This is a genomic window from Saccharopolyspora montiporae (assembly GCF_015209505.1).
Classification (GTDB): Bacteria; Actinomycetota; Actinomycetes; order Mycobacteriales; family Pseudonocardiaceae; genus Saccharopolyspora; species Saccharopolyspora montiporae.
On record NZ_JADEYC010000021.1, the window covers coordinates 24,339 to 45,871 of the forward strand.

20 protein-coding genes are annotated in these 21,533 nt (G+C 70.6%); 10 read left to right on the plus strand and 10 right to left on the minus strand.

What is annotated here, in order from left to right:
- Positions 1-331: 331 nt before the first annotated feature.
- From IQ251_RS13385 to IQ251_RS13400, 4 genes are all read left to right on the plus strand, one after another.
- The gene (locus tag IQ251_RS13385) at positions 332-1,111 is read left to right on the plus strand and encodes a maleylpyruvate isomerase family mycothiol-dependent enzyme (RefSeq protein WP_193928886.1); all 780 of its coding nucleotides are present in this window, start codon (positions 332-334) and stop codon (positions 1,109-1,111) included.
- 250 nt (positions 1,112-1,361) lie between these two features.
- The gene (locus IQ251_RS13390) at positions 1,362-2,051 is read left to right on the plus strand and encodes a DUF7144 family membrane protein (RefSeq protein WP_193928887.1); all 690 of its coding nucleotides are present in this window, start codon (positions 1,362-1,364) and stop codon (positions 2,049-2,051) included.
- A 57-nt stretch (positions 2,052-2,108) separates the two neighbouring features.
- Positions 2,109-2,786 (plus strand): MBL fold metallo-hydrolase, encoded by a 678-nt coding sequence (locus tag IQ251_RS13395; RefSeq protein ID WP_193928888.1) that lies wholly within the window; start codon positions 2,109-2,111, stop codon positions 2,784-2,786.
- Positions 2,787-3,277: 491 nt separating this feature from the next.
- Positions 3,278-4,093 carry an alpha/beta fold hydrolase gene (locus tag IQ251_RS13400; RefSeq protein ID WP_193928889.1) on the plus strand — a complete coding sequence of 272 codons (816 nt, stop codon included), beginning with the start codon at positions 3,278-3,280 and terminating at the stop codon, positions 4,091-4,093.
- 281 nt (positions 4,094-4,374) lie between these two features.
- Here IQ251_RS13400 and IQ251_RS13405 read toward each other — a convergent pair whose 3' ends face one another.
- From IQ251_RS13405 to IQ251_RS13425, 5 genes are all read right to left on the minus strand, one after another.
- On the minus strand, positions 4,375-4,824 hold the full coding sequence (locus IQ251_RS13405; protein WP_228046794.1) for a DIP1984 family protein: 450 nt from the start codon (positions 4,822-4,824) through the stop codon (positions 4,375-4,377).
- Between the two features lie 139 nt (positions 4,825-4,963).
- Positions 4,964-6,310, minus strand: coding sequence for an acetyl-CoA carboxylase biotin carboxylase subunit (locus IQ251_RS13410; protein WP_193928891.1), 1,347 nt, complete (start codon positions 6,308-6,310; stop codon positions 4,964-4,966).
- Positions 6,307-6,546, minus strand: coding sequence for an acetyl-CoA carboxylase (locus tag IQ251_RS13415; RefSeq protein ID WP_193928892.1), 240 nt, complete (start codon positions 6,544-6,546; stop codon positions 6,307-6,309). The genes IQ251_RS13410 and IQ251_RS13415 overlap by 4 nt, the downstream gene beginning before the upstream one ends.
- A gap of 12 nt (positions 6,547-6,558) precedes the next feature.
- Positions 6,559-7,545: a 5-oxoprolinase subunit C family protein gene (locus tag IQ251_RS13420; RefSeq protein WP_193928893.1), complete on the minus strand. Its 987-nt coding sequence runs from the start codon at positions 7,543-7,545 to the stop codon at positions 6,559-6,561.
- A complete protein-coding gene (locus IQ251_RS13425; protein ID WP_193928894.1) occupies positions 7,542-8,444 on the minus strand; it encodes a 5-oxoprolinase subunit B family protein in 903 nt (300 codons plus the stop codon). The genes IQ251_RS13420 and IQ251_RS13425 overlap by 4 nt, the downstream gene beginning before the upstream one ends.
- Positions 8,445-8,635: 191 nt before the next feature.
- Between IQ251_RS13425 and IQ251_RS13430 the strand changes: the two genes are divergently transcribed.
- Entirely contained in the window at positions 8,636-9,406 is a 771-nt protein-coding gene (locus IQ251_RS13430) for a LamB/YcsF family protein (protein ID WP_193928895.1), read from the plus strand.
- Between the two features lie 106 nt (positions 9,407-9,512).
- Here the strand turns inward: IQ251_RS13430 and IQ251_RS13435 are convergent, their stop codons facing one another.
- Entirely contained in the window at positions 9,513-10,445 is a 933-nt protein-coding gene (locus IQ251_RS13435; RefSeq protein ID WP_193928896.1) for a nitrilase-related carbon-nitrogen hydrolase, read from the minus strand.
- A gap of 17 nt (positions 10,446-10,462) precedes the next feature.
- Positions 10,463-11,746: a glutamate decarboxylase gene (gad, locus tag IQ251_RS13440; protein WP_193928897.1), complete on the minus strand. Its 1,284-nt coding sequence runs from the start codon at positions 11,744-11,746 to the stop codon at positions 10,463-10,465.
- 301 nt (positions 11,747-12,047) lie between these two features.
- Here gad and IQ251_RS20115 point away from each other — a divergent pair, with 301 nt between their 5' ends.
- The 5 genes from IQ251_RS20115 to IQ251_RS13465 all read left to right on the plus strand — a co-directional run bounded on the left by IQ251_RS20115 (position 12,048) and on the right by IQ251_RS13465 (position 17,795).
- Entirely contained in the window at positions 12,048-12,428 is a 381-nt protein-coding gene (locus tag IQ251_RS20115) for a helix-turn-helix domain-containing protein (protein WP_193928898.1), read from the plus strand.
- 87 nt (positions 12,429-12,515) lie between these two features.
- The gene (locus IQ251_RS13450) at positions 12,516-12,980 is read left to right on the plus strand and encodes a hypothetical protein (RefSeq protein WP_193928899.1); all 465 of its coding nucleotides are present in this window, start codon (positions 12,516-12,518) and stop codon (positions 12,978-12,980) included.
- 136 nt (positions 12,981-13,116) lie between these two features.
- The gene (locus IQ251_RS13455; RefSeq protein ID WP_193928900.1) at positions 13,117-14,109 is read left to right on the plus strand and encodes an NAD(P)-dependent oxidoreductase; all 993 of its coding nucleotides are present in this window, start codon (positions 13,117-13,119) and stop codon (positions 14,107-14,109) included.
- Positions 14,106-15,227 (plus strand): DUF1015 family protein, encoded by a 1,122-nt coding sequence (locus tag IQ251_RS13460; protein WP_193928901.1) that lies wholly within the window; start codon positions 14,106-14,108, stop codon positions 15,225-15,227. Before IQ251_RS13455 ends, IQ251_RS13460 begins: the two co-directional genes overlap by 4 nt.
- A gap of 300 nt (positions 15,228-15,527) precedes the next feature.
- On the plus strand, positions 15,528-17,795 hold the full coding sequence (locus IQ251_RS13465; RefSeq protein WP_193928902.1) for a terpene synthase family protein: 2,268 nt from the start codon (positions 15,528-15,530) through the stop codon (positions 17,793-17,795).
- Positions 17,796-17,913: 118 nt separating this feature from the next.
- On the opposite strand, the gene IQ251_RS13470 is transcribed toward IQ251_RS13465, so the two are convergent.
- The 3 genes from IQ251_RS13470 to IQ251_RS13480 all read right to left on the minus strand — a co-directional run bounded on the left by IQ251_RS13470 (position 17,914) and on the right by IQ251_RS13480 (position 21,519).
- Positions 17,914-19,248: an MFS transporter gene (locus IQ251_RS13470; protein WP_193928903.1), complete on the minus strand. Its 1,335-nt coding sequence runs from the start codon at positions 19,246-19,248 to the stop codon at positions 17,914-17,916.
- A 195-nt stretch (positions 19,249-19,443) separates the two neighbouring features.
- On the minus strand, positions 19,444-20,211 hold the full coding sequence (locus IQ251_RS13475; protein ID WP_193928904.1) for an IclR family transcriptional regulator: 768 nt from the start codon (positions 20,209-20,211) through the stop codon (positions 19,444-19,446).
- A gap of 192 nt (positions 20,212-20,403) precedes the next feature.
- Complete coding sequence (locus IQ251_RS13480) at positions 20,404-21,519, minus strand: nucleotide disphospho-sugar-binding domain-containing protein (RefSeq protein ID WP_193928905.1); 1,116 nt, start codon at positions 21,517-21,519, stop codon at positions 20,404-20,406.
- Between the last annotated feature and the right edge of the window lie 14 nt (positions 21,520-21,533).

The window sequence follows — 21,533 nt, forward strand, 5'->3', positions numbered from 1 at the left end:
TCGCGTGGACGTGGACGCACCAGCAGTGCGTACCGGCGCAACGGGACAACAACGACGGCCCGCGCAGGTATGCCCGATTCGACTTCTCAGGCCACGGCGAGTGCTCGACGTCACTGCCTTCGTGTTCGCCGGGACCACGCTAGTCCAGACCACCGACAGGCCCGGAACCCCTGGTGTCGGTCGCTCCGCCGAGTCTCGCCCGCCCGAGTGACGCGCCGGGCGCGCCTCCGACGATACGCAAAAACCCCCGGAACGGGCACTGTCCTGCCTGTGGCCTGCGGAATAGCCTCGGTATCGCGCCGCGTGCACGCTCCCTCCAGCGAGGAAGATCATGGCCGACACCGCACTCGACAGCGATGGCCACAACCGCCTCTCCCCGGCCACCGCCGCCCAACTCGCTCGACAGGCTTCCGCCGGGACGGCGGCCGTGGACGAAGCCACCCGGGACCTGTTGGACGCGACCGCCGCGATGGACCAGACCTCCGTTCACGAACCCAGCTTGCTACCCGGGTGGACCCGCGCACACGTCCTGGCGCACCTGTCCCGGGACGCCGACGCGCGCGTCAACGCGCTCACCTGGGCACGAACCGGAATCGAACACCCGATGTATCCAAGCCCGGCCGATCGCGACGCGGACATCGACAACGGCGCACGGCGCGATCGACGAGTACTCCTCGACGAGCTCGAAGCGGCATCCGACCGGTTCACCGCTGCAGCGCAGGCTCTACCGAGCCATGCGTGGCTGAACGAGGTCTGCGACGAGCTGCTGCGCGCAGTTCCGGCCATGGACGTGCTCCGCGCACGGCTGCTCGAAGTACGGGTGCACACGATCGACCTGGACTGCGGCGTGGGTTTCGACGACATCCCGCTCACCGAGGCCGAACAACTGCTCGAAGACACCGTCCAGGAGTTCGGTGGCCGCGCGGACGTGCCCGCTCTCATCGTCACGGCCGACTTCGGAGACCACGAACGCAGCTGGTCGTTGCGTGGCACCACCACGGCCCCGGCTCATGCCCACGGGCCGCCGGGCGCTGTGCTCGGGTGGCTGTTGGGACGCGGGGCGTCGGAGGACATCGCCGGCGATGCGCCCGCGTTGCCGTTCTGGCTGTAGTCACGCCGCTGTGCGCGCATCCCGCACAGTCCGCGGGCCCCGGCGCGCACGCCCGCCGCATCTTCACGGCGATCACGCACCCACCCTGCTTCCGGCGCACGCCCCCGACCCACCGCAACGCGGACCAGGTCTGCGAGCGCACCACCACCGAGATCACCGAGCAGAACGGTCTTTCCGGACATGCAGGTGGGAGCAGAAGAAGCCATGCTGGGCCGGGCAGGCATGCGGTCGAGCGACGGGAGCGTGGGCCATGACCAGTGCGCAGGGACCGAATCCCGACGACACACCCCGCTCACAGCAGGGATCGCAACCCCAGGAAGGCACCGGTGCGCAGCACACGCCGGGCGACCAGCAGACTGGCGACCAGCAGACCGGCGACCAGCAGTCGGCCGCCCGTCGATCAGCGGCCCAGCCAGCAGGACAGCAGGCCACGGCCGAGCAACCTTCGGGAGCGGGCGGTTCGGGAGCGGGCGGTTCGGAATCGGCCGCACCTCGCTCCCCCGGTGGCAACAAGCACTGGGCGGTGACCGCCGCTGGCGACACCCGCGAGCCCGCGGAGACCGACACGCTGTCCGGATGGCTGACCTTCGGCGGATCACTCATCCTGCTGATCGGTGTCTTCAACATCATCAGTGGTCTGACCGCGTTCTTCCGCGTCGATTACTTCGTCGCCGCGCCGGGCGAGCTCTTGGTGCTCGACTACGCCTCCTGGGGATGGATCTTCCTCGGACTCGGCGTCCTGCAAGTGGCCGTCGGCATGGGTGCGCTGTTCGGGCAGACGTGGGCGCGCGCGACCGGTGTCGTGCTGGCGGGCCTGGCCGCGATCGGCCACCTCGCCTTTCTCGGCGCGTTCCCGCTCTGGTCGTTGGTCGTGATCGCGATGTGCGTGGTCGTCATGTACGCGCTGATCGCTCCTTCGCGCGGCAGCGTCGGCACGTGACCCACGAGAGCGCAGCACGAACGCTCGTCGACCGCGCCGGACGTTAGGCTCGGCACCGTGGAGGATCAAGAACAGTACACGGGACACGTCGAATCGGGCGGACCGGCGAGCAAGCGCGTTCTCGACGCGCTGACGATCAGCAAGCTCTCGGTCGGACCGATGGACAACAACGCCTACTTGCTGGTGTGCCGGGAGACCGGAGATGCGCTGCTCATCGACGCGGCCAACGATGCCGATCGGCTGACCGACCTGCTCGGCCACGACGAACAACGGCCCCGGTTGCGCACGATCGTCACCACCCACCGGCACCCGGACCACACGCAGGCGCTCGGATCGGTCGCCGGGCAGACCGGCTGCTACACGGTCGCCCACCCGGCGGATGCCGACGAATTGCCGGTCCCCCCGGACCGCCTCGTCGAGCAGGGCGACAGCATCGCCGTCGGCAACACGAGCGTCTCGGTGATCCACTTGCGCGGACACACACCCGGGTCGATCGCGCTGCTCTACCGCGACCCGAACGGGAGGCCGCACCTGTTCACCGGGGATTCGCTCTTCCCCGGCGGTCCGGGCCGGACGACGAATCCGACCGACTTCACCAGTCTCATGGACGATCTCGACGCGCGAGTGTTCGCCGAGCTCCCCGATGACACGTGGTTCTACCCCGGTCACGGGGACGACTCCACGCTGGGCGCCGAACGCCCGAAGATTCCGGAGTGGCGCGAACGCGGCTGGTGAACACCGGGCGGCCGGAGCGCGGACCCGGCACCACCCGGGTGGCGCGGAGTGCGGGGACCGACGCCGCTCGGTCCCCGCCGGGGACACCGCCGAGCCGGGGCCCCGGCTTGCCCGGGTGATGCCCCAATGCACCGTGATGCCCGGGTGATGCCCCAATGCACCGGTGCTGACCGCAGGCGGCCGCCCAACACCTGCCGGCGCGGAGAGGGCACCACCCCAAGGACTTGCGCTTCCGAGCCGCTCCGGTCATTTGGCCGAATCGGCTGCACGAAGCCAACATGCAGGATCACCCACCGAAAGTTCCTGCCCAGCAACAGAAAAACCAGCAACAGGACCGGCAAACCGAGCAACCGGCGACCAGACCCAGCAGGCGGTATGCCACCGCCACGGACGCCGAACGGAGCGTGACAGTGCCGAAAACCGCCAACGCCCCTCGCGTCCCACCTGGGACCGAGGTCCAGCACGCAGCTGCTTCCGGTGGGAGCTACCGCGTGCTGCGCGGGAGGAATCGCAGCGCCCGGACGCCGGTGCTGCTGGTGCACGGCGGTGGCGCGGACAACGCAGCGATCTCCTGGTGCCGGTTGATCACCCCGCTGGCCGGAGATCGCGGAGTGCTCGCCCCGGACCTGCCCGGGTTCGGTTACACCGAGGGGATCGAACCGAAGCGCACCAGCGGGGAAATGGCCGACGGACTGCGTGCCCTGCTCGATGCGCTCGGTATCGAGCAGGTCGTGGTCTGCGGGGTGTCGATGGGTGGCGAAGTCGCGCTGCAGTTCGCCCTGCGCCACCCCGACCGGTGCGTCGCGGTCGTCGCGATCGCAGCCGGCGGGCTGATCAGCCGGTACGGCAACCTGCTGCTGCACAGCTCGGTGTGGGCGGCCTCCCGCATCCCGGACGGCTGGCTGCGCCCGCTCAGCGACGCCGCCAACCGGTTCTCCCGTCAGTTCCTGCGCAGCGCGGTCAACCACCGGCGACGCCTGCCGCCCGGCCTGCTGGACGAGTACGTCCGCGAAGCTCGCCGCCCCGGGGCCGGCTACGCCTACGCGCTCTACGCCAAGAACGCGATCGGTCCGGGTTCGATGCGCAACAACCTGCTGAACCGGATGTCCGGACTGACGGTCCCCGCCTTGTTCTTCCACGGCGCGGACGATCTCCTCGTCGATCCGGAAGGCTCCGAGCAGGCCGCCCGCCGAGCACCGGACGCCCGGTACGTCGAGGTTCCCGACTGCGGCCACTGGGCCCAACTGGAGGTGCACGACCGGTTCCTCGCCGAACTCCGCGCATTCCTGCTGGCCCGCGTGGACTAGGCCGATGCGGCCCGCGTGCCACCGGCAGCACCGCGCAGGCTCGCAGTCAGCCACCGCGCCACGATGAGCCAGGTCCCCGTCCCCTCCCTCGCCGCCGTGACCAGCACCTGGTGGTGATCTGTGCGATGTGCACCATGCGCAGTGCTGTTGTGCTGGGCTGCGCCGTACGTCGGTGTACACCGCTGCACTGCCCCTCGTGCACTGCGAGACCGGTTTGGCCGCCGGACCTCGGCTCGTGCTCGCTCCGCGGCGACTACCTGCTCATCGGTCGATGAGGCTGCTCAGTCGAGCAGTTCCACCTCCCAGTTGGCCCGTTGGATCCGGATGTCGAGCTCGCGGATCTCCTGCGCGATCCGATCCGCTTCGGCCCGCAGCTCGGCAACCGGAAGAGCGGGCAGACTGACCAGCTCGGACCGCATGTGGCGTCCGTGGTCACGCCCTCCGCGACCAGATGCTGCGTCGGCTGCCGCCGTGACCGCCCGGTGCCGGTAGCGCAGCACGTCGCGGCGGGCGAGAGCATCGGTGACCGTGCCGTCCCCGAGCGGTGTCGCAGCGTTGGTCCGGTTGATCCGGCGGATCAACGACTCCTGCTGATCGAGCACTGCGTCGATCTCGGTGAGCAGGGCCTGCGCATCCTCGACGGGCGTCTCGCCTTCCTGGTAGCGGGCGCTATCGGTCACCCGGGCCATGAGTTGCTCGACGCGGCGCTGCCCGTCGGCGCGCTGCGCCAACGCTTCGGCCACCTGCACGGCGGGCCTCCTCCATGCCGACTCGGGACCGCCGGGTCGCGGCGGCCCCGATCGAGTCTGCCCGGAAGCGGTCGACCCGCGCATCCGATTTCGGCGAACGGCAGCACGCGAACCCGCCGAATCAGTCGCCCAGCCACTGCTCCAGCCAGTTGACGTGCACCGGACCCTTGCGCAGGTCCTCGGCCACCGTCAGCTGCCGGTGCAGGTCGATCGTGCTGGACACACCGCTGACGTGGAACTCCTCCAGCGCCTGGCGGGCCCGCGCGTACGCCTGATCGCGGTCGGCGCCCCAGCACGCCAGCTTGGCGATGAGCGAATCGTAGAACGGACTGATCCGGTCGCCTTGCGCCATACCGGTGTCGATGCGCACCCCGGGGCCGCCGGGGAGCTCGAACTCCGCGATATCACCGGGTGTCGGGGTGAAGTCGCGCTCCGGGTCCTCGGCGTTGATGCGCAGCTCGACCGCCGTCCCGCGCCGCTGCACCTCGTCCTGGGTGATCGACAGCGCCCGACCACCGGCGATGCGCAACTGCTCGGCCACGATGTCCACCCCGGTGATCATCTCCGTGATGGGGTGCTCGACCTGGACGCGCGTGTTCATCTCGATGAAGAAGAAGTTCTCCTCGGAATCCACGAGGAACTCGACGGTGCCCGCGTTGCGGTAGCCCACGTGCCGCGCCAGCCGCACCGCCGCCGAGGTGATCGCCTCCCGGGTGCTCTCCTGCAGCGCCGGGGCCGGCGCCTCCTCGATGAGCTTCTGCCTGCGCCGCTGCACCGAGCAGTCCCGTTCGTACAGGTGCAGCACGGTGCCGTGGTCATCGGCCAGGACCTGCACCTCGACGTGCCGCGCGCCGGGCACCGCCCGTTCCAGGTAGATCGTGCCGTCCCCGAACGCGGACTGCGCTTCGGCCTGCGCGGTGGGCAGCACCTCGGCCAGTTCCGCGCCGTTGCGCACCGGCCGGATACCGCGCCCGCCCCCGCCGGCGGCCGCCTTCACCAGCATCGGATACCCGACGGAGGCGGCGACCTTCTCCGCATCGGCGAGCTCGGTGACCGGGCCGCTGCCGGGAACGACCGGGACCTCGGCGGACTCGGCGGTGCGCCGCGCGGTCGCCTTGTCCCCCATCTGCTCGATCGCACTGGCCGGCGGCCCGATGAACACGAGTCCGGCTTCGGCGATGGACCGCGCGAACTCCGCGCTCTCGGACAGGAAACCGTATCCGGGGTGCACCGCGTCGACCTCGGTCGACCTGGCTGCTTTCAGCAGGGCCTCGACGTCCAAGTAGGACTTGCGCGCCGCCGACCGTCCGATGTGCACCGCGTCGTCGGCCATCCGGACCCACCGCGCTCGCTCGTCGGCATCCGAGTACACCGCGACGGCTTCGATCCCCGCGGTGTGGCAAGCCCGGATGATCCGCGTGGCGATCTCACCGCGGTTGGCCACGAGCACTCGACGCAGCCCACTCATGATTCATCGACCTCGAACATCGCCTGGCCGGCCTCGACCTCGTCGCCGTCGTCGAGCAGGATCCGACTGACCCGCCCCTGCTGCTCGGCCTTGATCTCGTTGAAGGTCTTCATGACCTCGATGAGCGCGATCGTCTGGCCGGGCGTGATCTCGGCGCCTTCCTCGATGAACGCGTCCTTGTCAGGCGCCGGGCGGCGGTAGAACACCCCGGGCATCTGCGCCTCAACCTTGGACATGATTGCCTCACCTCACCCCTGATCGACGGCAACAACGGAACGGGCCTGCTCCAACCGCTCGCGACGCTCCTGGCGGGCCGCCATCGCCGCGTCGATGTCCACCGCGGCGAAGCTCACCCTGGTACCGGTCCGCGCCTGCGCGATGCGGTCCCGGTCGACCGATATGACGGTGCCGATGGTCGCGTAGCCACCACCGGTCACCGCGTCGTTGAGCAGCACGATCGGCTCGTCGCCTCCGGGGATCTGCACCGACCCCACCGGATAGCCGAGATCGACGACGTTGGCCGGGTCGCTGCCGGCCCCGAAGGGCTGTTCGCGCTCGATGAAGTCGAGCTTGCCACCGCGCAGCCGGTAGCCGACGCGGTCCGCGTCCTTGGTGATCTTCCATTCGGTGCCCAGGAAGGACTCCAGCGCGGCTTCGGTCAGCCGGTAGGCGCACAGGCCGATGACGAAGCGGAGCTCGGTCACGGCCGGGAATTCCAGCCGCAGCGACTCGGGAACGGTGGTGCCGACCGGCGGCGGGGTCTGGTTCTCGCCGAGCGGGAGCCGGTCGCCTTCGGTGAGGCTGCGTCCCTCGAACCCGCCGATGCCGGTGAGCATGTAGGTCGACCGGGATCCGAGGTAGGGCGGCACGTCGACCCCGCCGCTGACGGCGATGTAGGGGCGGGCACCGTTGCGCACCGGCTTGAACTTCAGCACGTCGCCGGAGCCGACCCGCAGGGTCTGCCACATGGCGGCGGTCTCACCGTTGATGGTGATCTCGCAGTCGGCTCCGGTCACCGCGAGGTGCCTGCTGTCGGTGAATTCCAGTTCGGGCCCGAGGTAGGTCGCTTCCAGCGCGGCGGCGCCCGGCGGGTTGCCCACGAGGTCGTTGGCCACGGCGTAGGAGTACTGGTCCATCGCCCCGGACGGCGGCATGCCGATGGCGTATTGGCCGTCTCGGCCGGAGTCCTGGACCGTCGTGGACACTCCCCCGGAGCGCACGATCACTTTGCTCATCGGTACAGCACCTCCAGCAGCTCGCGGTTGACGCCGTCCGGATCGGCGAGGAAGGCCGCCGGGGTGAACTCGACGTCGCGCGTGCGGTAGCGGAACGTCCCGGATTCCACTTCCGAACGGGTCAGGTCGTACTCGTCGCGGTCGATCGGCCGGTAGCGCAGGATGTCGCTGGGTTTCGGGAAGGCGATGTGGTCGGCGAAGTCGGGCAGCTGCTGGCTGAGGTCGAAGACCGGCGCGGGGGCGATGCCGAACAGCTGGTAGCCGCCCGCGCCGCGCACCGGGTAGACGACGGCGAACGCCCCGCCGTACCCGAACGCGCGCTCCGGCGTGTCGGTCCTGGGCCGGACGTACTTGGGTACCTCGATCTGCCGTTCGCGCGGGACCATCTGGTAGCAGAACGGGAGACCGGGCACGAAACCCAGCATCGTGACGATGAACGGTGCCGATGCGATCGCCTCGATGAGCGATTCGACGGTCGGGTGGCCGTTGATCCGGGCAGCGTATTCGAGATCGGTGACCGCGGGGTCCTGGTGGTTGTCCCGGAACCGCAGCAGCGTTTCCCGCGTCCACGGGTCGTCGAAGAGCACCGGGACGTCCACGATCCGGGTCTGCACCGCGTAGTCGTCCGGGAGGTCCCCGGCCGTTCGCTCCAGGCGCTGCAACTCCCGGACCAGATCCGCCGGGTTGAGCCGGTCCGGATCGAGGCGCACCAGGTAGGACGCGTTGGACGGGCAGATGTCGATGATCCCGTCGATCTCCTCGCGGCGCAGTGCGCCGGTGATAGCCATGGCCTTGAAATTGGCTTCCAGGCTCATCTCGCGGTCGAGTTCGACGAAGACGAACTCGTCCCCTCCGTACTCGTAGCGGGCCGGTGGAAGCTGGACCCTCGTCTCGGTCACGGTCGACCTCCTAGTGCGGAGAGGCACCTATACCCAACTGCGAGGATGCGCCGGAGCCGGTCCGGCCGCATGACGCTTGCGAACGAAGATCCCCCATCGGTGTATCGCATGCAACCGGCGGACGGTGCATTCTCGATGCCGGGTTATCACTCGTCCTGAAGAGTGCGTTGCGGATCCGGGAGGTGATCGGAGTGCGGACGTTGGTCGATCTCAACGCCGACGCCGGGGAGAGTTTCGGCCGCTGGCAGCTCGGCGATGACGAGCGGCTGATCCCGCTGGTCACTTCGGTGAACGTGGCCTGCGGTTGGCATGCGGGTGATCCGGCGACGATGCGCCGCTCGGTGCAGCTGGCCGCGGACGGCGACACCGCGGTGGGAGCGCACCCGGGATTTCCGGACCTGGCCGGGTTCGGTAGGCGCGCGCTGGCGATGTCCCCCCGGGAGGCGGCCGATGCCTGCCTCTACCAGTTCGGGGCGCTGCGCGCGGTGGCGGACTCGCTGGGCGTGCCGGTCCGGCACGTCAAACCGCACGGGGCGCTCTACGGGTTGACCCTGCGCGATCCGGACGCGGCCGAGGCGGTCGCGGACGCGGTGCAGAGCGCGGATCCGGAAGTGCGGGTGGTGCTGCTGGCCGGGCCGACCGCCGATCGCGTGGCCGAACGCGGGTACCGGGTCGTGCGGGAGGCGTTCGCGGACCTGGACTACGACGACAACGGGCACATCATCATCGAGCCGAACCCGCAGGCCAAGGATCCGGAAGTCTGCGCCGATCAGGTGATGTCGGTCCTGCGGGGGTCGGTGACGTCGGTGAACGGCACCGCAGTGCCGGTGGACGCGGACACGATCTGCCTGCACGGTGACCGGCCGAACGCGGTCGAGGTCGCCAAGGCGATCCTCGACCGCTTCGCCACCGAGGGAGTACGGCGGGCTCCCATGGTGGAGGTCGCCGGCCAGCGGGCCTGACCGCGCGGGGTGCTGCACCGCGGTGCAGCACCCCGCGCGGGTCCGTCCCGGCACCCGCCCAGTTGGCGGCGCCCCGTTGTGCCGGGTAGCCCAGTCGGCGTGCCGCCTAGTTGGCGGGGAGCAGGTCCTCGCCCATCGGCACGCGCGAGTCCGCGAGGTGGTCGCCTTCCGGGCTGAACGGCGCGACCGATCCGGGCACGCAGTCGGCGATGAGGATGCTGTCCTCGACCCGTTCAGCCTGACCCGCGGCCACGACCGGCTTGCCGTCCGGGCCCCAGATTCCCGAGTTGGCCCGGTATTCCCACTGCCCCCGGTCGGACACCTCCCAGCCGCGCCGGTTGGCGTAGGCGACGAACACCCGCCACACCGCGGCCATCGCGGGGATGATGTGCTCGGTCGCGTCCGGGTAGGGCACCAGTGTGGGAGTCCCGTCGTGCAGGACGAAGTGCTGGTCGGCGGCGGTCGGGCCGACGATCAGCTGCGCTCCGCGCCGCACCAGGCTCTGGTACAGCGGCGGGAACTCGCACTCGTAGCAGTTGAGGATCCCCACCCGGAAGCCGTTGAGCTCGACCACCGGCGGGATCTCGGTCCCCGGGGAGAAGTTGGCCCGCTCCGCGGCGCCGTAGAGATGGGTCTTGCGGTAGTTGGCCAGGAGTTCGCCGTTGGATACCAGCGCGATCGCGTCGTAGATCCCTCCGTCTTCACCCCGTTCGATGTAGGGCAGCGCCACGGACACCCCGTGCTGGGTCGTCAGCTTGCGTGCGGTTCTGATGCTCTCGCCGTCCCGGGGTTCGGCGAGTTCCCGGCACTCCGACGGCCCGAGCGAGTACCCGGTGTTGTAGCACTCGGGGAAGGCGCACAACTGGCAGTCGTAGCGGGCGGCGATCGTCAGGACCTCTTCCATCCTGGCGAGGTTCTCGATCACCGCTGCGGACGTCCCGGACGGGTTCTCGCCCTGGTAGATGCCCAGGCGCAGTCCGGCCTCGCGTTCGGGCGGATTCCGCCTCGCTAGGCGGCTGACGATTCGGATCGGGCGCACCGTGAACTCCTTTCTGATCAACTTGCCGAACGGGTGAATTCGCGGACCGCGGAGGCGAACGACTCGGCCGCATCAGCGGTGAGGTCGTTGCGCACCACGATGCGCAGGACTTCGACATCGGTGAGGTCGGGAGGCAGGGCGTAGACCGGTACCGACCAGCCGCGGTCGGCCAGGTGCATGGCCAGGTGGGTCAGCTTCAGGTCCGGTGCCGCGGTCAGCGCGATCACCGGCAGCTGGCTGCCGTCGCCCAACAGGTGGAACCGCCCGGTTTCGCGCAGTCGGCCGGCCAGCATCGCCGCGACCGATCTCGTGCGGGTGTGCACGGTCCGGTACCCGGTGAACCCGAGGCGCAGGAAGTTGTAGTACTGCAGGACCACGGGTGCGGCGGACTTGGAGAAGCTGAGTTCGTGGTAGGTGTCGTTGGTCCCCAGGTAGTTGACGCTGAATCCGAGCCCGCCGGTGCGGGTTTCACCGCTGCGCCAGACGACCCAGCCGAGCCCGGGTGGTACCAGGCCGTACTTGTGCCCGGAGGCGTTGATGGACACCACGCGGGGCAGCTGGAAGTCCCAGGCGAGTTCGGGGTCCACGAACGGCGTGAACAGCCCGCCGGACGCCGCGTCGATGTGCAGCGGGACGTCCACACCGCGGTGCAGCGCCAGCTCGTCGAGCGCGGTCGAGATGTCCCGGACCGGGTCGTAGCTGCCATCCAGGGTCGAGCCCAGGACGCTGACCACGCCGATGGTCGACTCGTCGCACAGCTGGCTGACGACTCCGGCATCCAGCCCGAGCGAACCCGGCCGTGCCGGGGCGACCCGCGCCTCGACCCCCCAGTGGCGGCAGAACTTCAACCAGCAGACGTGCGATCCCGCGCCCATGACGAGGTTCGGCCGCGCTCCGGCGGTGCCGGACCGGGCCTGCCAGCGACGCAGCAGCGTCGCACCGGCCAGCATCGCCGCCTCGCTGGAACCGGTGGTGGCCGAGCCGACGACCCGCTCGGGGTCGCCGTGCCAGAGCCCGCCGAGGATGCGGACGCATTCCTGTGCGAGGTCCTCCAGCCCGGGGTACTGGTCGCGGTCGGCGAGGTTGTAGTGCAGATAGGAACCGAACAGTTTTTCGGCTTCGGGTTCGAATGACGTCGTCAGGAATGTGGCCAGGTTGCTCGCGGGGTGGAAATCGCGGTCGAGGCGCTCTCGTACGGCTTCGACAGCTTCCGCCGGGGCCACGCCCGACTCCGGCATCTCACCCTGCGGCTCTTGTCGTGGACGAGAGGTGACTCGGCCCGGGCTCGACAGAGCCGACATGGTCGAAACCTCCTTCAAGTTGGAGATTCGTTGCTTCCGAAAGCGAACCTATGGTCGGCGAGCCGATCACCACCATGAACAGTTCGGCCTACGACCAGCAGTCGCGCCGGACCGGTATCCCGGAGATGCGTACTAGGCCGTTCGCACCAACCGGAGCGGCATTCGGGCGTAAATCGGCCCGCACGGGTCACCTGCGCGGCCGTTCCTGACGAAGTACAGGGTGACCGGAGATGACCGAATCCCCGGCACGACCTGCTGCGACCGGCAGGAGTAGACCCGGAGCACGTGGTGGAGGCGCTTGATGGTCCATTCGTACGATCGGGCGCTGGACCGAGCGATCGTCGTCCTGCTGCGCGAAGCCGGCGACCACTCGCAGGCGCTGTGCCAAGTATTGGACCAGGTCACGCAACTGGTCGCATTGCGCTCCCAGCTCACCCGGGAAGCGATCGAGGGCCCGGACGCGGAGGCCCCCGCCGATCCGCGGCTGCCGCAACTGACCAAGCGGGAACGCGATGTCCTCGAACACCTGGTGCGCGGCTGGTCGAACCGGCAGATAGCACGTTCATTGGAAATCTCCGAGCGCACGGTCAAGAATCATTTGCACAACATTTTCACAAAATTGGGAGTAGCTGACCGGACTTCGGCGGTGGTGAAAGCACTTCGGGATCAGCGGGAGAATTGATTCCCATCCGGTTTCCGCCGATGTTCGACCACGCCCCGCACGGGGTATCCGTAGAAGCGTCCGCGACGCGCGACGGAAGGAGCCGGGATGCGCAGACTCGCCCGCGGGGTTCTCGCCGGTGCTGCCGGGACCACCGCGCTCAACCTGGCCACGTACGCGGACATGGCCGTGCGGGCGCGCCCGGCCAGCACGACCCCGGACACCACGGTCCGGCGAACGGAGGAGCTCACCGGAGTGGTGCTGCCCGGCGCCGACGAAGCGGCGCGCGCCAACCGGCGCAGCGGTTCGGGGGCGCTGCTCGGGCTGGTCACCGGACTGGCATCCGGCGCCGCGTACGGCCTGCTGCGCCCGGCGCTGGGCGCGGCGCCGCTGCCGGTGCTGGGCGCGGTCGCCGGCCTGATCGCGAACGCGGGCAGCGTGGCGCCGATGGCCACGCTCGGGGTGACCGATCCGCGGACGTGGACGGCCGAGTCGTGGCTGTCCGACCTGCTGCCGCACGCCGCCTTCGGGCTGGCCACCGCGGTCGCGTTCGAGCAGTTGCGCCCGCGCTGAGCCGCCGCCGCACCGGAACCGGCCGCGACCACCGGCCGGGTGTTGACGGACGTCCGGGTGCTATTGCGCAATGAGCAATGAGTAGCGCCATGAGCAACACTCGACCGCGGTGGACCCGCACCGGAGGGAGCGCGTGATGCGAGTACTCGTCGCCGACACCTTCCCCGAAACCCGGCTCGCCGAGCTCGCCGCGGACGGGCACGCCTACCGCTACCGACCGGAGGCCACGACAGGTGAACTGCCCGCCGAGGTCGCCGGGATGCAGGCGCTCGTGGTGCGCAGCACGCGGGTGCCCGCCGAGGTCGTGACCGCGGGCGGCGATCTGCGCCTAGTGATCCGCGCCGGTGCCGGGACCGACACCATCGACACGGCGGCGGCCGCACGAGCCGGCGTGCGGGTGTGCAACGTGCCCGGGCGCAACTCCGCAGCGGTCGCCGAACTCGCCTGCGCACTGCTGCTGGCCCTGGACCGCGACATCGTGGGCAACGTGACCGCACTGCGCACCGGGACCTGGGACAAGGCGGGGTTCTCCCGCGCCCGCGGGATCGCCGACCGCGACGTGGGCATCGTGGGGCTGGGCCGGATCGGCCTGGAGTTCGCCGCGCGGGTCGCCGCGTTCGGGGCCCGCGTGCACACCGTGGCCAAACCGGGCCGGTCCGCCGAGGTCGCCGAACGCGCGGAGCAGCTCGGCGTCCGCTACGTCGACGACCTGCCCGCTCTGGCGCGCACCTGCGATGTGCTCTCGCTGCACGCACCCGGCGACAGCGGCACGCTGCTGGACCGGCATGTGCTGGCGGAACTGCGGCCCGGCGCGATCGTGCTCAACACCGCCCGCGCCCACCTCGTCGACGAGGCCGCGCTCATCGAGGTCATGGACGCGCGCGGCATCCTGGCCGGTATCGACGTGTTCGCCGCCGAACCGGCGGGCGGCACCGGCACGATCTCCTCGAACCTCGCCGCCCACCCGAACGTGTACGGCACGCACCACATCGGCGCCTCCACCCGGCAAGCGCAGGACGCCGTCGCCGCCGAGGTCGTGCGGATGCTGCGCGCGTTCGGGCAGGGCGAGGTGCGGCACTGCGTCAACGGCGAGCAGCTGCCCGCCGAGGTCACCGGAGGTGCCGCATGACCCCCCGCGGGGTCGCCACCCGCGCGCCGCGGGTCGCGGTGGCCGATCCGCGGCACACGGCCGCCGCGCACGCCGGACCGGTCCGCGCTCGGCAGCTGCTGGAAGCGGGCGGGTACACCCCGGCCACCGAGCCCGCGGTGATCGCCTACCGCGTGGAGACCACCGGACACCGGCAGACCGGGATCGTCACCGAGGTCGCCGTGGACGACTACCGCGCCGGCCGCATCCTGCGCCACGAGTCGGTGCAGCCGGACCGGGTGCGCCGGCTCACCGAGATGGCCGAGCGCACCGGACTGGAGCACACGCCGGTGCTGCTCACCCACCTGCCGTCGGCCGAGCTGCGCGAGGCACTCGCGACGATCACGACCGCTGCCCCGGACGTGCGCACCACCGGGGCCGGGGTGGCGCACGAGCTGTGGCTGCGCTCCGGGGCGGAGCTGGATCTGGCGGTGCGGACGGCGATCCGGCGGGCCGGCCCGCTCTACATCGCCGACGGGCACCACCGGATGGCCGCGGCCGAGCAGCACGACGCCCGAGCAGGCGCACCGGGGGACGCGGATCCGAGCAGGTACGCGCTGGCGGCACTGTTCCCCGCGGACGAGATGCAGGTACACGGCTACCACCGCTGCCTGCGGCTGCCGGCCGGGCTGGGCGAACAGCAGGTGCTGGAGCTGCTGGCCGCCCAACCGGGGGTCCGGTCCGTGCGGCCGGGCGAACGCGGGACGGGACGGACGCGCGCGGAACCGGGGGTGGTCCCGGTCCGCATCGACGGGCACCACCACCAGCTGGCGCTGCGGCCCGGCGGGGAGCCGGACGTGGTCCAACTCGACCGGCAGGTGCTCCCGGCATTGGCCGAGGCCGCCGGCGTCGAGCCGGTCCCGGTGCCGTCCACCGGGGGCGGCTGCGCCTGCGCGCACACCCGCACGGTGCACTTCCACCCGTCGCCGCCCTCCGTGGAGCGGGTCATGGCGCTGGCCGACGCCGGGGAGGTGCTCCCGCCGAAATCGACGTGGTTCTCCCCGAAGGCCAAGTCCGGGCTGCTGGTGCGGGCGTGCGGTCCGCCCGGTCTGCGAGCCGTGGCCGACCTGGGCAGTGCGGGCTCGGGCGTCCCAGCCTGATCCTCTCGTTCCGATCACCCGCGGTGCACAGCCTCGGCTGCGCGAAAACCGACACCTATTCAGCGTTGTCGACATTGCATCGCTCGTTTCGAGATCACGTGGGCCGGGGTGAACTGACGCCGGGCCACGCGCACCGGCACGCCGGTGGGCCGACCGAGCGCAACGATGCACCTGATCGGGTAACCGTGCCGCGACCCCCTTGGACGTCCCCGGAGATCTTGGTTGCCTGCCAGAGCACCACAACCGCGGCGACCCGTCGTCCCGGCCCGGCGACACCGAGGAAGGTCAGGTAGCAGCCCCATGCAGCCCTTCACGCTCCCGGAGATGTACACCCCGCATCCGGCCCGGCTGAACCCGAACCTGGAGCGGACCCGCGAGCGCAGCAAGGCGTGGTCGCAGGCGATGGGCATGGTCGACGAACCGCAGCAGGGCATCCACATCTGGAGCGAGGCCGACCTCGACGCGCACGACTACGCCCTGCTGTGCGCCTACACCCATCCCGACGCCTCCGGCCCGGAGCTGGACCTGATCACCGAGTGGTACATCTGGGTCTTCTACTTCGACGACCACTTCGTGGAGCTGTACAAGCGCAGCGGCGACATGGACGCCGCGACCGAGCACCTCACCCGGCTGCGGCTGTTCATGCCCGTCGACGGGGAGATCCAGGAGGAGCCGACCAACCCGGTGGAGCGCGCGCTGGCCGACCTATGGGAGCGCACGGTGCCCGCGATGTCGGCATCCTGGCGGCAGCGGTTCGCCGAGAGCACCCGCAACCTGCTGGACGAATCGCTGTGGGAGCTCACCAACATCAACGACGGCCGGGTCGCCAACCCCATCGAGTACATCGAGATGCGCCGCAAGGTCGGCGGCGCACCGTGGTCGGCGAACCTCGTGGAGCACGCCGTCGGAGCCGAAGTGCCCGCCGAGATCGCCGCGAGCAGGCCCATGCTCGTACTGCGCGACACGTTCTCCGACGGCGTGCACCTGCGCAACGACCTGTTCTCCTACCAGCGCGAGGTCAACGACGAGGGCGAGCTCAGCAACGGGGTGCTCGTGTTCGAGCGGTTCTTCGGCTGCCCGACGCAGCAGGCCGCCGACCGGGTCAACGAACTGCTCACCTCGCGGCTGCACCAGTTCGAGCACACCGCGGTGGTGGAACTTCCCGCACTGCTGGAGGAACACGGCGTCGACCCGGCCGCGCGCGCGGGCGTGCTCGCCTACGTCAAGGGCCTGCAGGACTGGCAGGCGGGCGGGCACGAATGGCATCTGCGCTCCAGCCGGTACATGAACGCCGGGGCCGGCGAGGTGGATCTGCCCGGGTTCTCGCTGCTGCCCACGGGGCTGGGCACCTCAGCGGCGCGCATTCCGTCCACTGTGGCCTCGACGATGCCGCAGCGGCTGCGCAGCTTCAGCCACGTACCGCACGAGGACGTCGGACCGCTGCCGCTGCCGGACTTCTACCTGCCCTTCCCACTGCGGATGAGCCCGCACCTGGACGCCTCCCGCGAGCACGTCGTGGCCTGGTGCCGTTCGGTCGGCATCCTCGATCCGGTGGTCGGCGTTCCCGGGTCGCACGTGTGGAACGAACCGATCCTGCGCGACATCGACCTGCCGCTGTGCGCCGCGGGCATCCACCCGGACGCCACGCAGGAGGAGCTCGACCTGTCCAGCGACTGGCTGGCCTGGGGCACCTACGGCGATGACTACTACCCCGCCGTGTACGGCCGGGCGCGCGATGTGGCGGCCGCCAAGGCCACGACCGACCGACTGCCCGCGTTCATGCCGGTCGAAGACGTCTCCGCGATGCCCGAACCCGCCACCCCGCTGGAACGGGGCCTGGCCGACCTGTGGGTGCGCACCGCCGAACCGATGGCGATCGCCGACCGGAAGGTGTTCCGCACCGCCATCGAGAAGATGATCGGCAGCTGGGTCTGGGAGCTGGAAAACCACGCGCTCAACCGCATTCCCGATCCGGTGGACTACATCGAGATGCGGCGGGACACCTTCGGCTCCGACCTGACCATGAGCCTGTCCCGGCTGTCGCTGCAGCACGCGGTGCCCGCGGAGGTGTTCGACTCGCGGCCGGTGCGCGCGATGGAGAACGCCGCGCAGGACTACGCGACGATGCTCAACGACGTGTTCTCCTACCAGAAGGAGATCCAGTACGAGGGCGAGGTGCACAACGCGGTCCTGGTGGTGCAGGACTTCCTGGACTGCGACCGGTTCCGCGGCGTCGAGGTCGTCAACGACCTGATGACCACCCGGATGCTGCAGTTCGAGCACATCGTCGCCGAGCAGCTGCCGCAGCTGTCCGCGGACCTGCAGCTGGACGGGCCGGCGCAGGAGGGCTTGGAGCACTACGTCGACGGGATCCGCAACTGGCTCAGCGGGATCCGCAACTGGCACGAGGGCTGCCACCGCTACGCCGAGGAGGATCTCGCCGGCCCGACCGGGCCCACCGAGCCCGGTGCCGGGTTGCCGCGTCCCGGGGCACCCTCGTTCGCCGTGCCCGCGGGACCGGGCACCTCCGCGGCGTTCCTGCACCGGTCCGCGGCCGAGGGCGCCTGACGGAGCCGGGGTCGCGGCACGGATCGGCGGAAACCGCTGCCGCAGAACGGATCGTAGTGCGCGGGCACCCGGCCCATCGGGCTTCCGGGTGCCCGCGCGGCCCCGTTGCGGGGGCGGGTCAGGACCGGGCAGCCGGCGCGGAGTCCGATGTGGACCCTACCGCGGAACCGCGGCGGGGGCGGGGACACAGCCACAGCAGGACACCGGCCAGCGCGGAGGCGATGGCGAACACCAGGAAGTTCGATCCGACGCCCAGGCCCGCGCCCAACAGCAGACCGCCTACCTGCGGTGCGGCCACCGCGCCGATGCGGCCCATGCCCAGCGCCCAACCCAGCGCGGTTCCCCGCAACGAAGCCGGGTAGTGGTTGGCCACGGCGGCGATGACCAGACACTGGGTGCCGTGCGTACCCACGCCGGCCAGCACGAGCAGACCGTAGGTGACCGCGTCCGGCGGACCGAACATGATCCCGCCGAGCCCGCAGGCCGCCACGACCGCGGCGACCACACCGGTCAGCATCGGCCCGAACCGGTCGCCGGCCCAGGCGGTCACCAGCGAACCCGCCACGGCACCGAGATTCAGCGCCAGCAGGAATCCCAGCGAGGAGCCGAGGTTGAACCCGGACTCGCGCATCAACTGGGGCAGCCAGGTACCCAGCCCGTACCAGGCGAACAGGATGGCCAGCGTCGCGCTGGCGTACAGGACGCTGGCCGCGGCGTAGCGGCGGGAGAACAGCCCGCGGGCACCGGTGGGCTGGTCGGTGGCGGCGGACTCCTGCGCGGCGGGTTCCGATCCGGCGGTGCCGAAGCGGCGTTCGATCTCGTCCGCGCGGTCGTGCTCGCCGCGCGAGCGGTAGTAAGCGGCCGTCTCCGGCAGCAGCCACCAGCACAACGGCACCACGACGACCAGGCACACGGCCGCGACCAGGAACATGCTCGGCCAGCCGAGCGCGGGAATCATCGACATGCCCAGCACCGAGGCGAGACTGCCACCGATCGGGACGCCGGACATCATCAGCGTGGACACCATCGCGCGCCGGTGCGGCGGGACGAACTCCGCCGCCAGCGCGTTGGCCGACGGGACGAGGCCGCCGAGCCCGAGCCCGGCCAGGAAGCGGAAGGCACCGAACACCGCGGGGCCGGTCGCGAACGCGCACGCCACGGTGAAGACCGAGAACCAGATCGTGCACAGCAGCACCGCTCTGCGCCGCCCGATGCGGTCGGCGAGCGCCCCGGCGGCCAGCGCGCCGAACAGCATTCCGGCGAACGCCAGGCTGCCGAGCAGCCCGGCCGTGCCGGAATCCAGCCCCCAGCCGGGTTCGGCGAGCAGCTCCGGCAGCACCGATCCGTAGACGATCAAGTCGTACCCGTCGAAGACGACGGTGATCCAGCAGAGGGCGACGATGGGTACGGCTGCCCAGCCCGACCTGGGTGGGCGCACTCCGGCGTGCGACATGAGGCACACCGTAGGCGCCGATTTCCGTCAAGACGGACACTATTCTTCTGTGCAGAAACCCGCGGGCGCCGCAGCCGGGATGTGGATCAGAGGTAACCTACCTGCGCTGCGAAAACGCTGTGATCGCGATCCCGCGGTGCGCACACCAGGTGCTTTCACCAGCCGTCATCGCGCCCGCACCGCGCGCAGCCGGGCTCAGAGGTCGGCGGCCGCGCGCAGGTCCCCCTCGGCGCGAGCCACCGCGGCGCGCAGCTCGCGGGCCTGCACGGGCAGCAGCGCGGTGTCGAAGCGGACCGACGGCGTGGAGATCGTCAACGCCGCGACCGCGGCACCGGATCCGTCGCGCACGCACATCCCGACCGCGACCACCCCGGCCTCGGTGCCCTCCCGGTTCACCGCGTAGCCGAGTTCGGCGATCGACCTGATGTCGCGCAGCAGGGACCGCCACTCCCCGTCGCCGAGCTGGCGCGATTCCCCGCCGGACCGGTAGAGCTGTTCCAGCTGGCCCCGGGACAGCTCGGCCAGCAGCGCCTTGCCGCCCGAGGAGCGGTGCGCGGGCAGGATCGTGCCCCGGCGGTCGCCGACGTGCAGCACCTGGGTCGACTCCACGCTGCCGAGGAACCGGGTCTGCGATCCCACGCGAACCATGAGGTTCACCGTCTCGGTCACCCGCTCGCACAGTGCGTCCATGTGCGGGAGGAGGATCTTGCGCAACCGCTGGTTCGGATGCCCGGCGACCTGGTTGGCGCCCAGCGCCGGGCCGGGCACGTAAGTCCTGCTGTCATCCTGGATGGCGAAGTCCCGGTAGACGAGCATCGACAGCAGCCGGTGCGCGGTGGACCGAGCGATCCCGAGCTCCTCGGCCGCCTCGCTGACCCGGAGTCCGCCCTGGTCACGCAGCATCTGCAGCAGCAGGAGCGCGTTGTCCACCGACGTCAGGGCGTACGGAGGCCTGTTCTTCATTCCGGAATCCCATTCTCGTCTGTCGAACCCCACCGTAGCGCGCATGCGGCGGCGGGCCGCGGTCCGCGCCAGCGGGACCCGGCGCCGAGGATGCGGGCACCGGCGCCGGTCGCCCCGCATCTCGCGAAACGGACGGTGCTGCAGGGATTTTCCGGCCGAGGAGCTCGACGCGGTGCGGATCGGCCCGGGAGATCAGGCGGCGAGCTTCTCCAATCGGGGCACCAGCTCCTCCGGCGCGGGCATCGCCGCCATCTCGGTGCGCACCTCGTGCGCCTGGGCGGTCAGCGCGGGGTCCTCGACCAGCTTCTTCAGGTGCGCGGCCACGATGTCCCTGGCCGACACGGCCAGTCCCGCACCGCGTCGCGCGACCAGCTGCGCGTTGTGCTTGCGGTCGCCTGCGCCCGGCGTCATCAGCTGCGGCGTACCACCGGCCAGCGCACCGAAGATCGAGCCTGCGCCACCGTGGTGCACGATCCCGGCGCAGGTGGGCAGCACGTCGTTGATCGGGATCCAGTCGACGGTGCGGACGTTGTCCGCCAGTTCCCGGCCGATGATCGAGTCGTCCGGGCGCACCAGGACGAACTCGGCGTCCACCTCCGGGGCCGCGGTCACCGCCGCCACCATCGGGCTCTCCCACGGCCCGTCGACGGTGCTGCGGGACACCAGGATGCGCGGACACGACCGAGGCGGTTCGCGCAGCCAGTCCGGGATCTCGCCCGGCACGCTCACCGGCTCGTAGCGCATCGGCATCCCGCTGCGCGGACCGACCACGCTCGTCGGCGAGATCGTCATCGAACCGGCCGAGGCGGGCAGGCTCGGCACGCCGTGCCGCTGGAAGGTCTTGCCGAGGCGCGCGGCCGTGCTCCTGGTCAGCTCGGCCGGGTCGAACAGGGAATTCTCGTGCACCACGGCCGGTGCGCCGCGGCGCGCGGCGGCCAGCGCACCGAACACCGCCAGCGGCTCGTGCACGACGAGATCCGGCTCGTAGCGGTCGGCCAGTGCGACCGCCCCGTCGGCCATCTCGTCGTTGACCGCGGCGAAGATCCGGGAGAGCCCGCGCAACCCGCCCTCCCCGGCGAGTTCGGCCCGGGCGATGAGCGGATGCCCGAGCAGCACCCGGCCGGCGATCCGGCCGAACCGCAGGTTCGGGGCGATGTCCTCCACGGGAAGGTCGTGCCGGCGCGCGGCCAGCCCGTGCCCCGCCGTCGCAACGAGCACCTCGTGACCGGCGTCACGCAGCGCCCGCGCGAGCGGGATCATCGGGAAGACGTGCCCGAGCAACGGCGCCGAAGCGACGAAGATGCGCATACCCGAACGATACT

What these genes read in the sequence shown, in the direction of transcription:
- IQ251_RS20115 (WP_193928898.1), top strand. Translation starts at nt 12,048, where the DNA reads ATGGTCCATTCGTACGATCGGGCGCTGGACCGAGCGATCGTCGTCCTG.
- IQ251_RS13475 (WP_193928904.1), bottom strand. Translation starts at nt 20,211, where the DNA reads ATGAAGAACAGGCCTCCGTACGCCCTGACGTCGGTGGACAACGCGCTC.
- IQ251_RS13415 (WP_193928892.1), bottom strand. Translation starts at nt 6,546, where the DNA reads ATGTCCAAGGTTGAGGCGCAGATGCCCGGGGTGTTCTACCGCCGCCCG.
- IQ251_RS13465 (WP_193928902.1), top strand. Translation starts at nt 15,528, where the DNA reads ATGCAGCCCTTCACGCTCCCGGAGATGTACACCCCGCATCCGGCCCGG.
- IQ251_RS13385 (WP_193928886.1), top strand. Translation starts at nt 332, where the DNA reads ATGGCCGACACCGCACTCGACAGCGATGGCCACAACCGCCTCTCCCCG.
- IQ251_RS13420 (WP_193928893.1), bottom strand. Translation starts at nt 7,545, where the DNA reads ATGAGCAAAGTGATCGTGCGCTCCGGGGGAGTGTCCACGACGGTCCAG.
- IQ251_RS13460 (WP_193928901.1), top strand. Translation starts at nt 14,106, where the DNA reads ATGACCCCCCGCGGGGTCGCCACCCGCGCGCCGCGGGTCGCGGTGGCC.
- IQ251_RS13410 (WP_193928891.1), bottom strand. Translation starts at nt 6,310, where the DNA reads ATGAGTGGGCTGCGTCGAGTGCTCGTGGCCAACCGCGGTGAGATCGCC.
- IQ251_RS13390 (WP_193928887.1), top strand. Translation starts at nt 1,362, where the DNA reads ATGACCAGTGCGCAGGGACCGAATCCCGACGACACACCCCGCTCACAG.
- IQ251_RS13470 (WP_193928903.1), bottom strand. Translation starts at nt 19,248, where the DNA reads ATGTCGCACGCCGGAGTGCGCCCACCCAGGTCGGGCTGGGCAGCCGTA.
- IQ251_RS13455 (WP_193928900.1), top strand. Translation starts at nt 13,117, where the DNA reads ATGCGAGTACTCGTCGCCGACACCTTCCCCGAAACCCGGCTCGCCGAG.
- IQ251_RS13480 (WP_193928905.1), bottom strand. Translation starts at nt 21,519, where the DNA reads ATGCGCATCTTCGTCGCTTCGGCGCCGTTGCTCGGGCACGTCTTCCCG.
- gad (WP_193928897.1), bottom strand. Translation starts at nt 11,746, where the DNA reads ATGTCGGCTCTGTCGAGCCCGGGCCGAGTCACCTCTCGTCCACGACAA.
- IQ251_RS13450 (WP_193928899.1), top strand. Translation starts at nt 12,516, where the DNA reads ATGCGCAGACTCGCCCGCGGGGTTCTCGCCGGTGCTGCCGGGACCACC.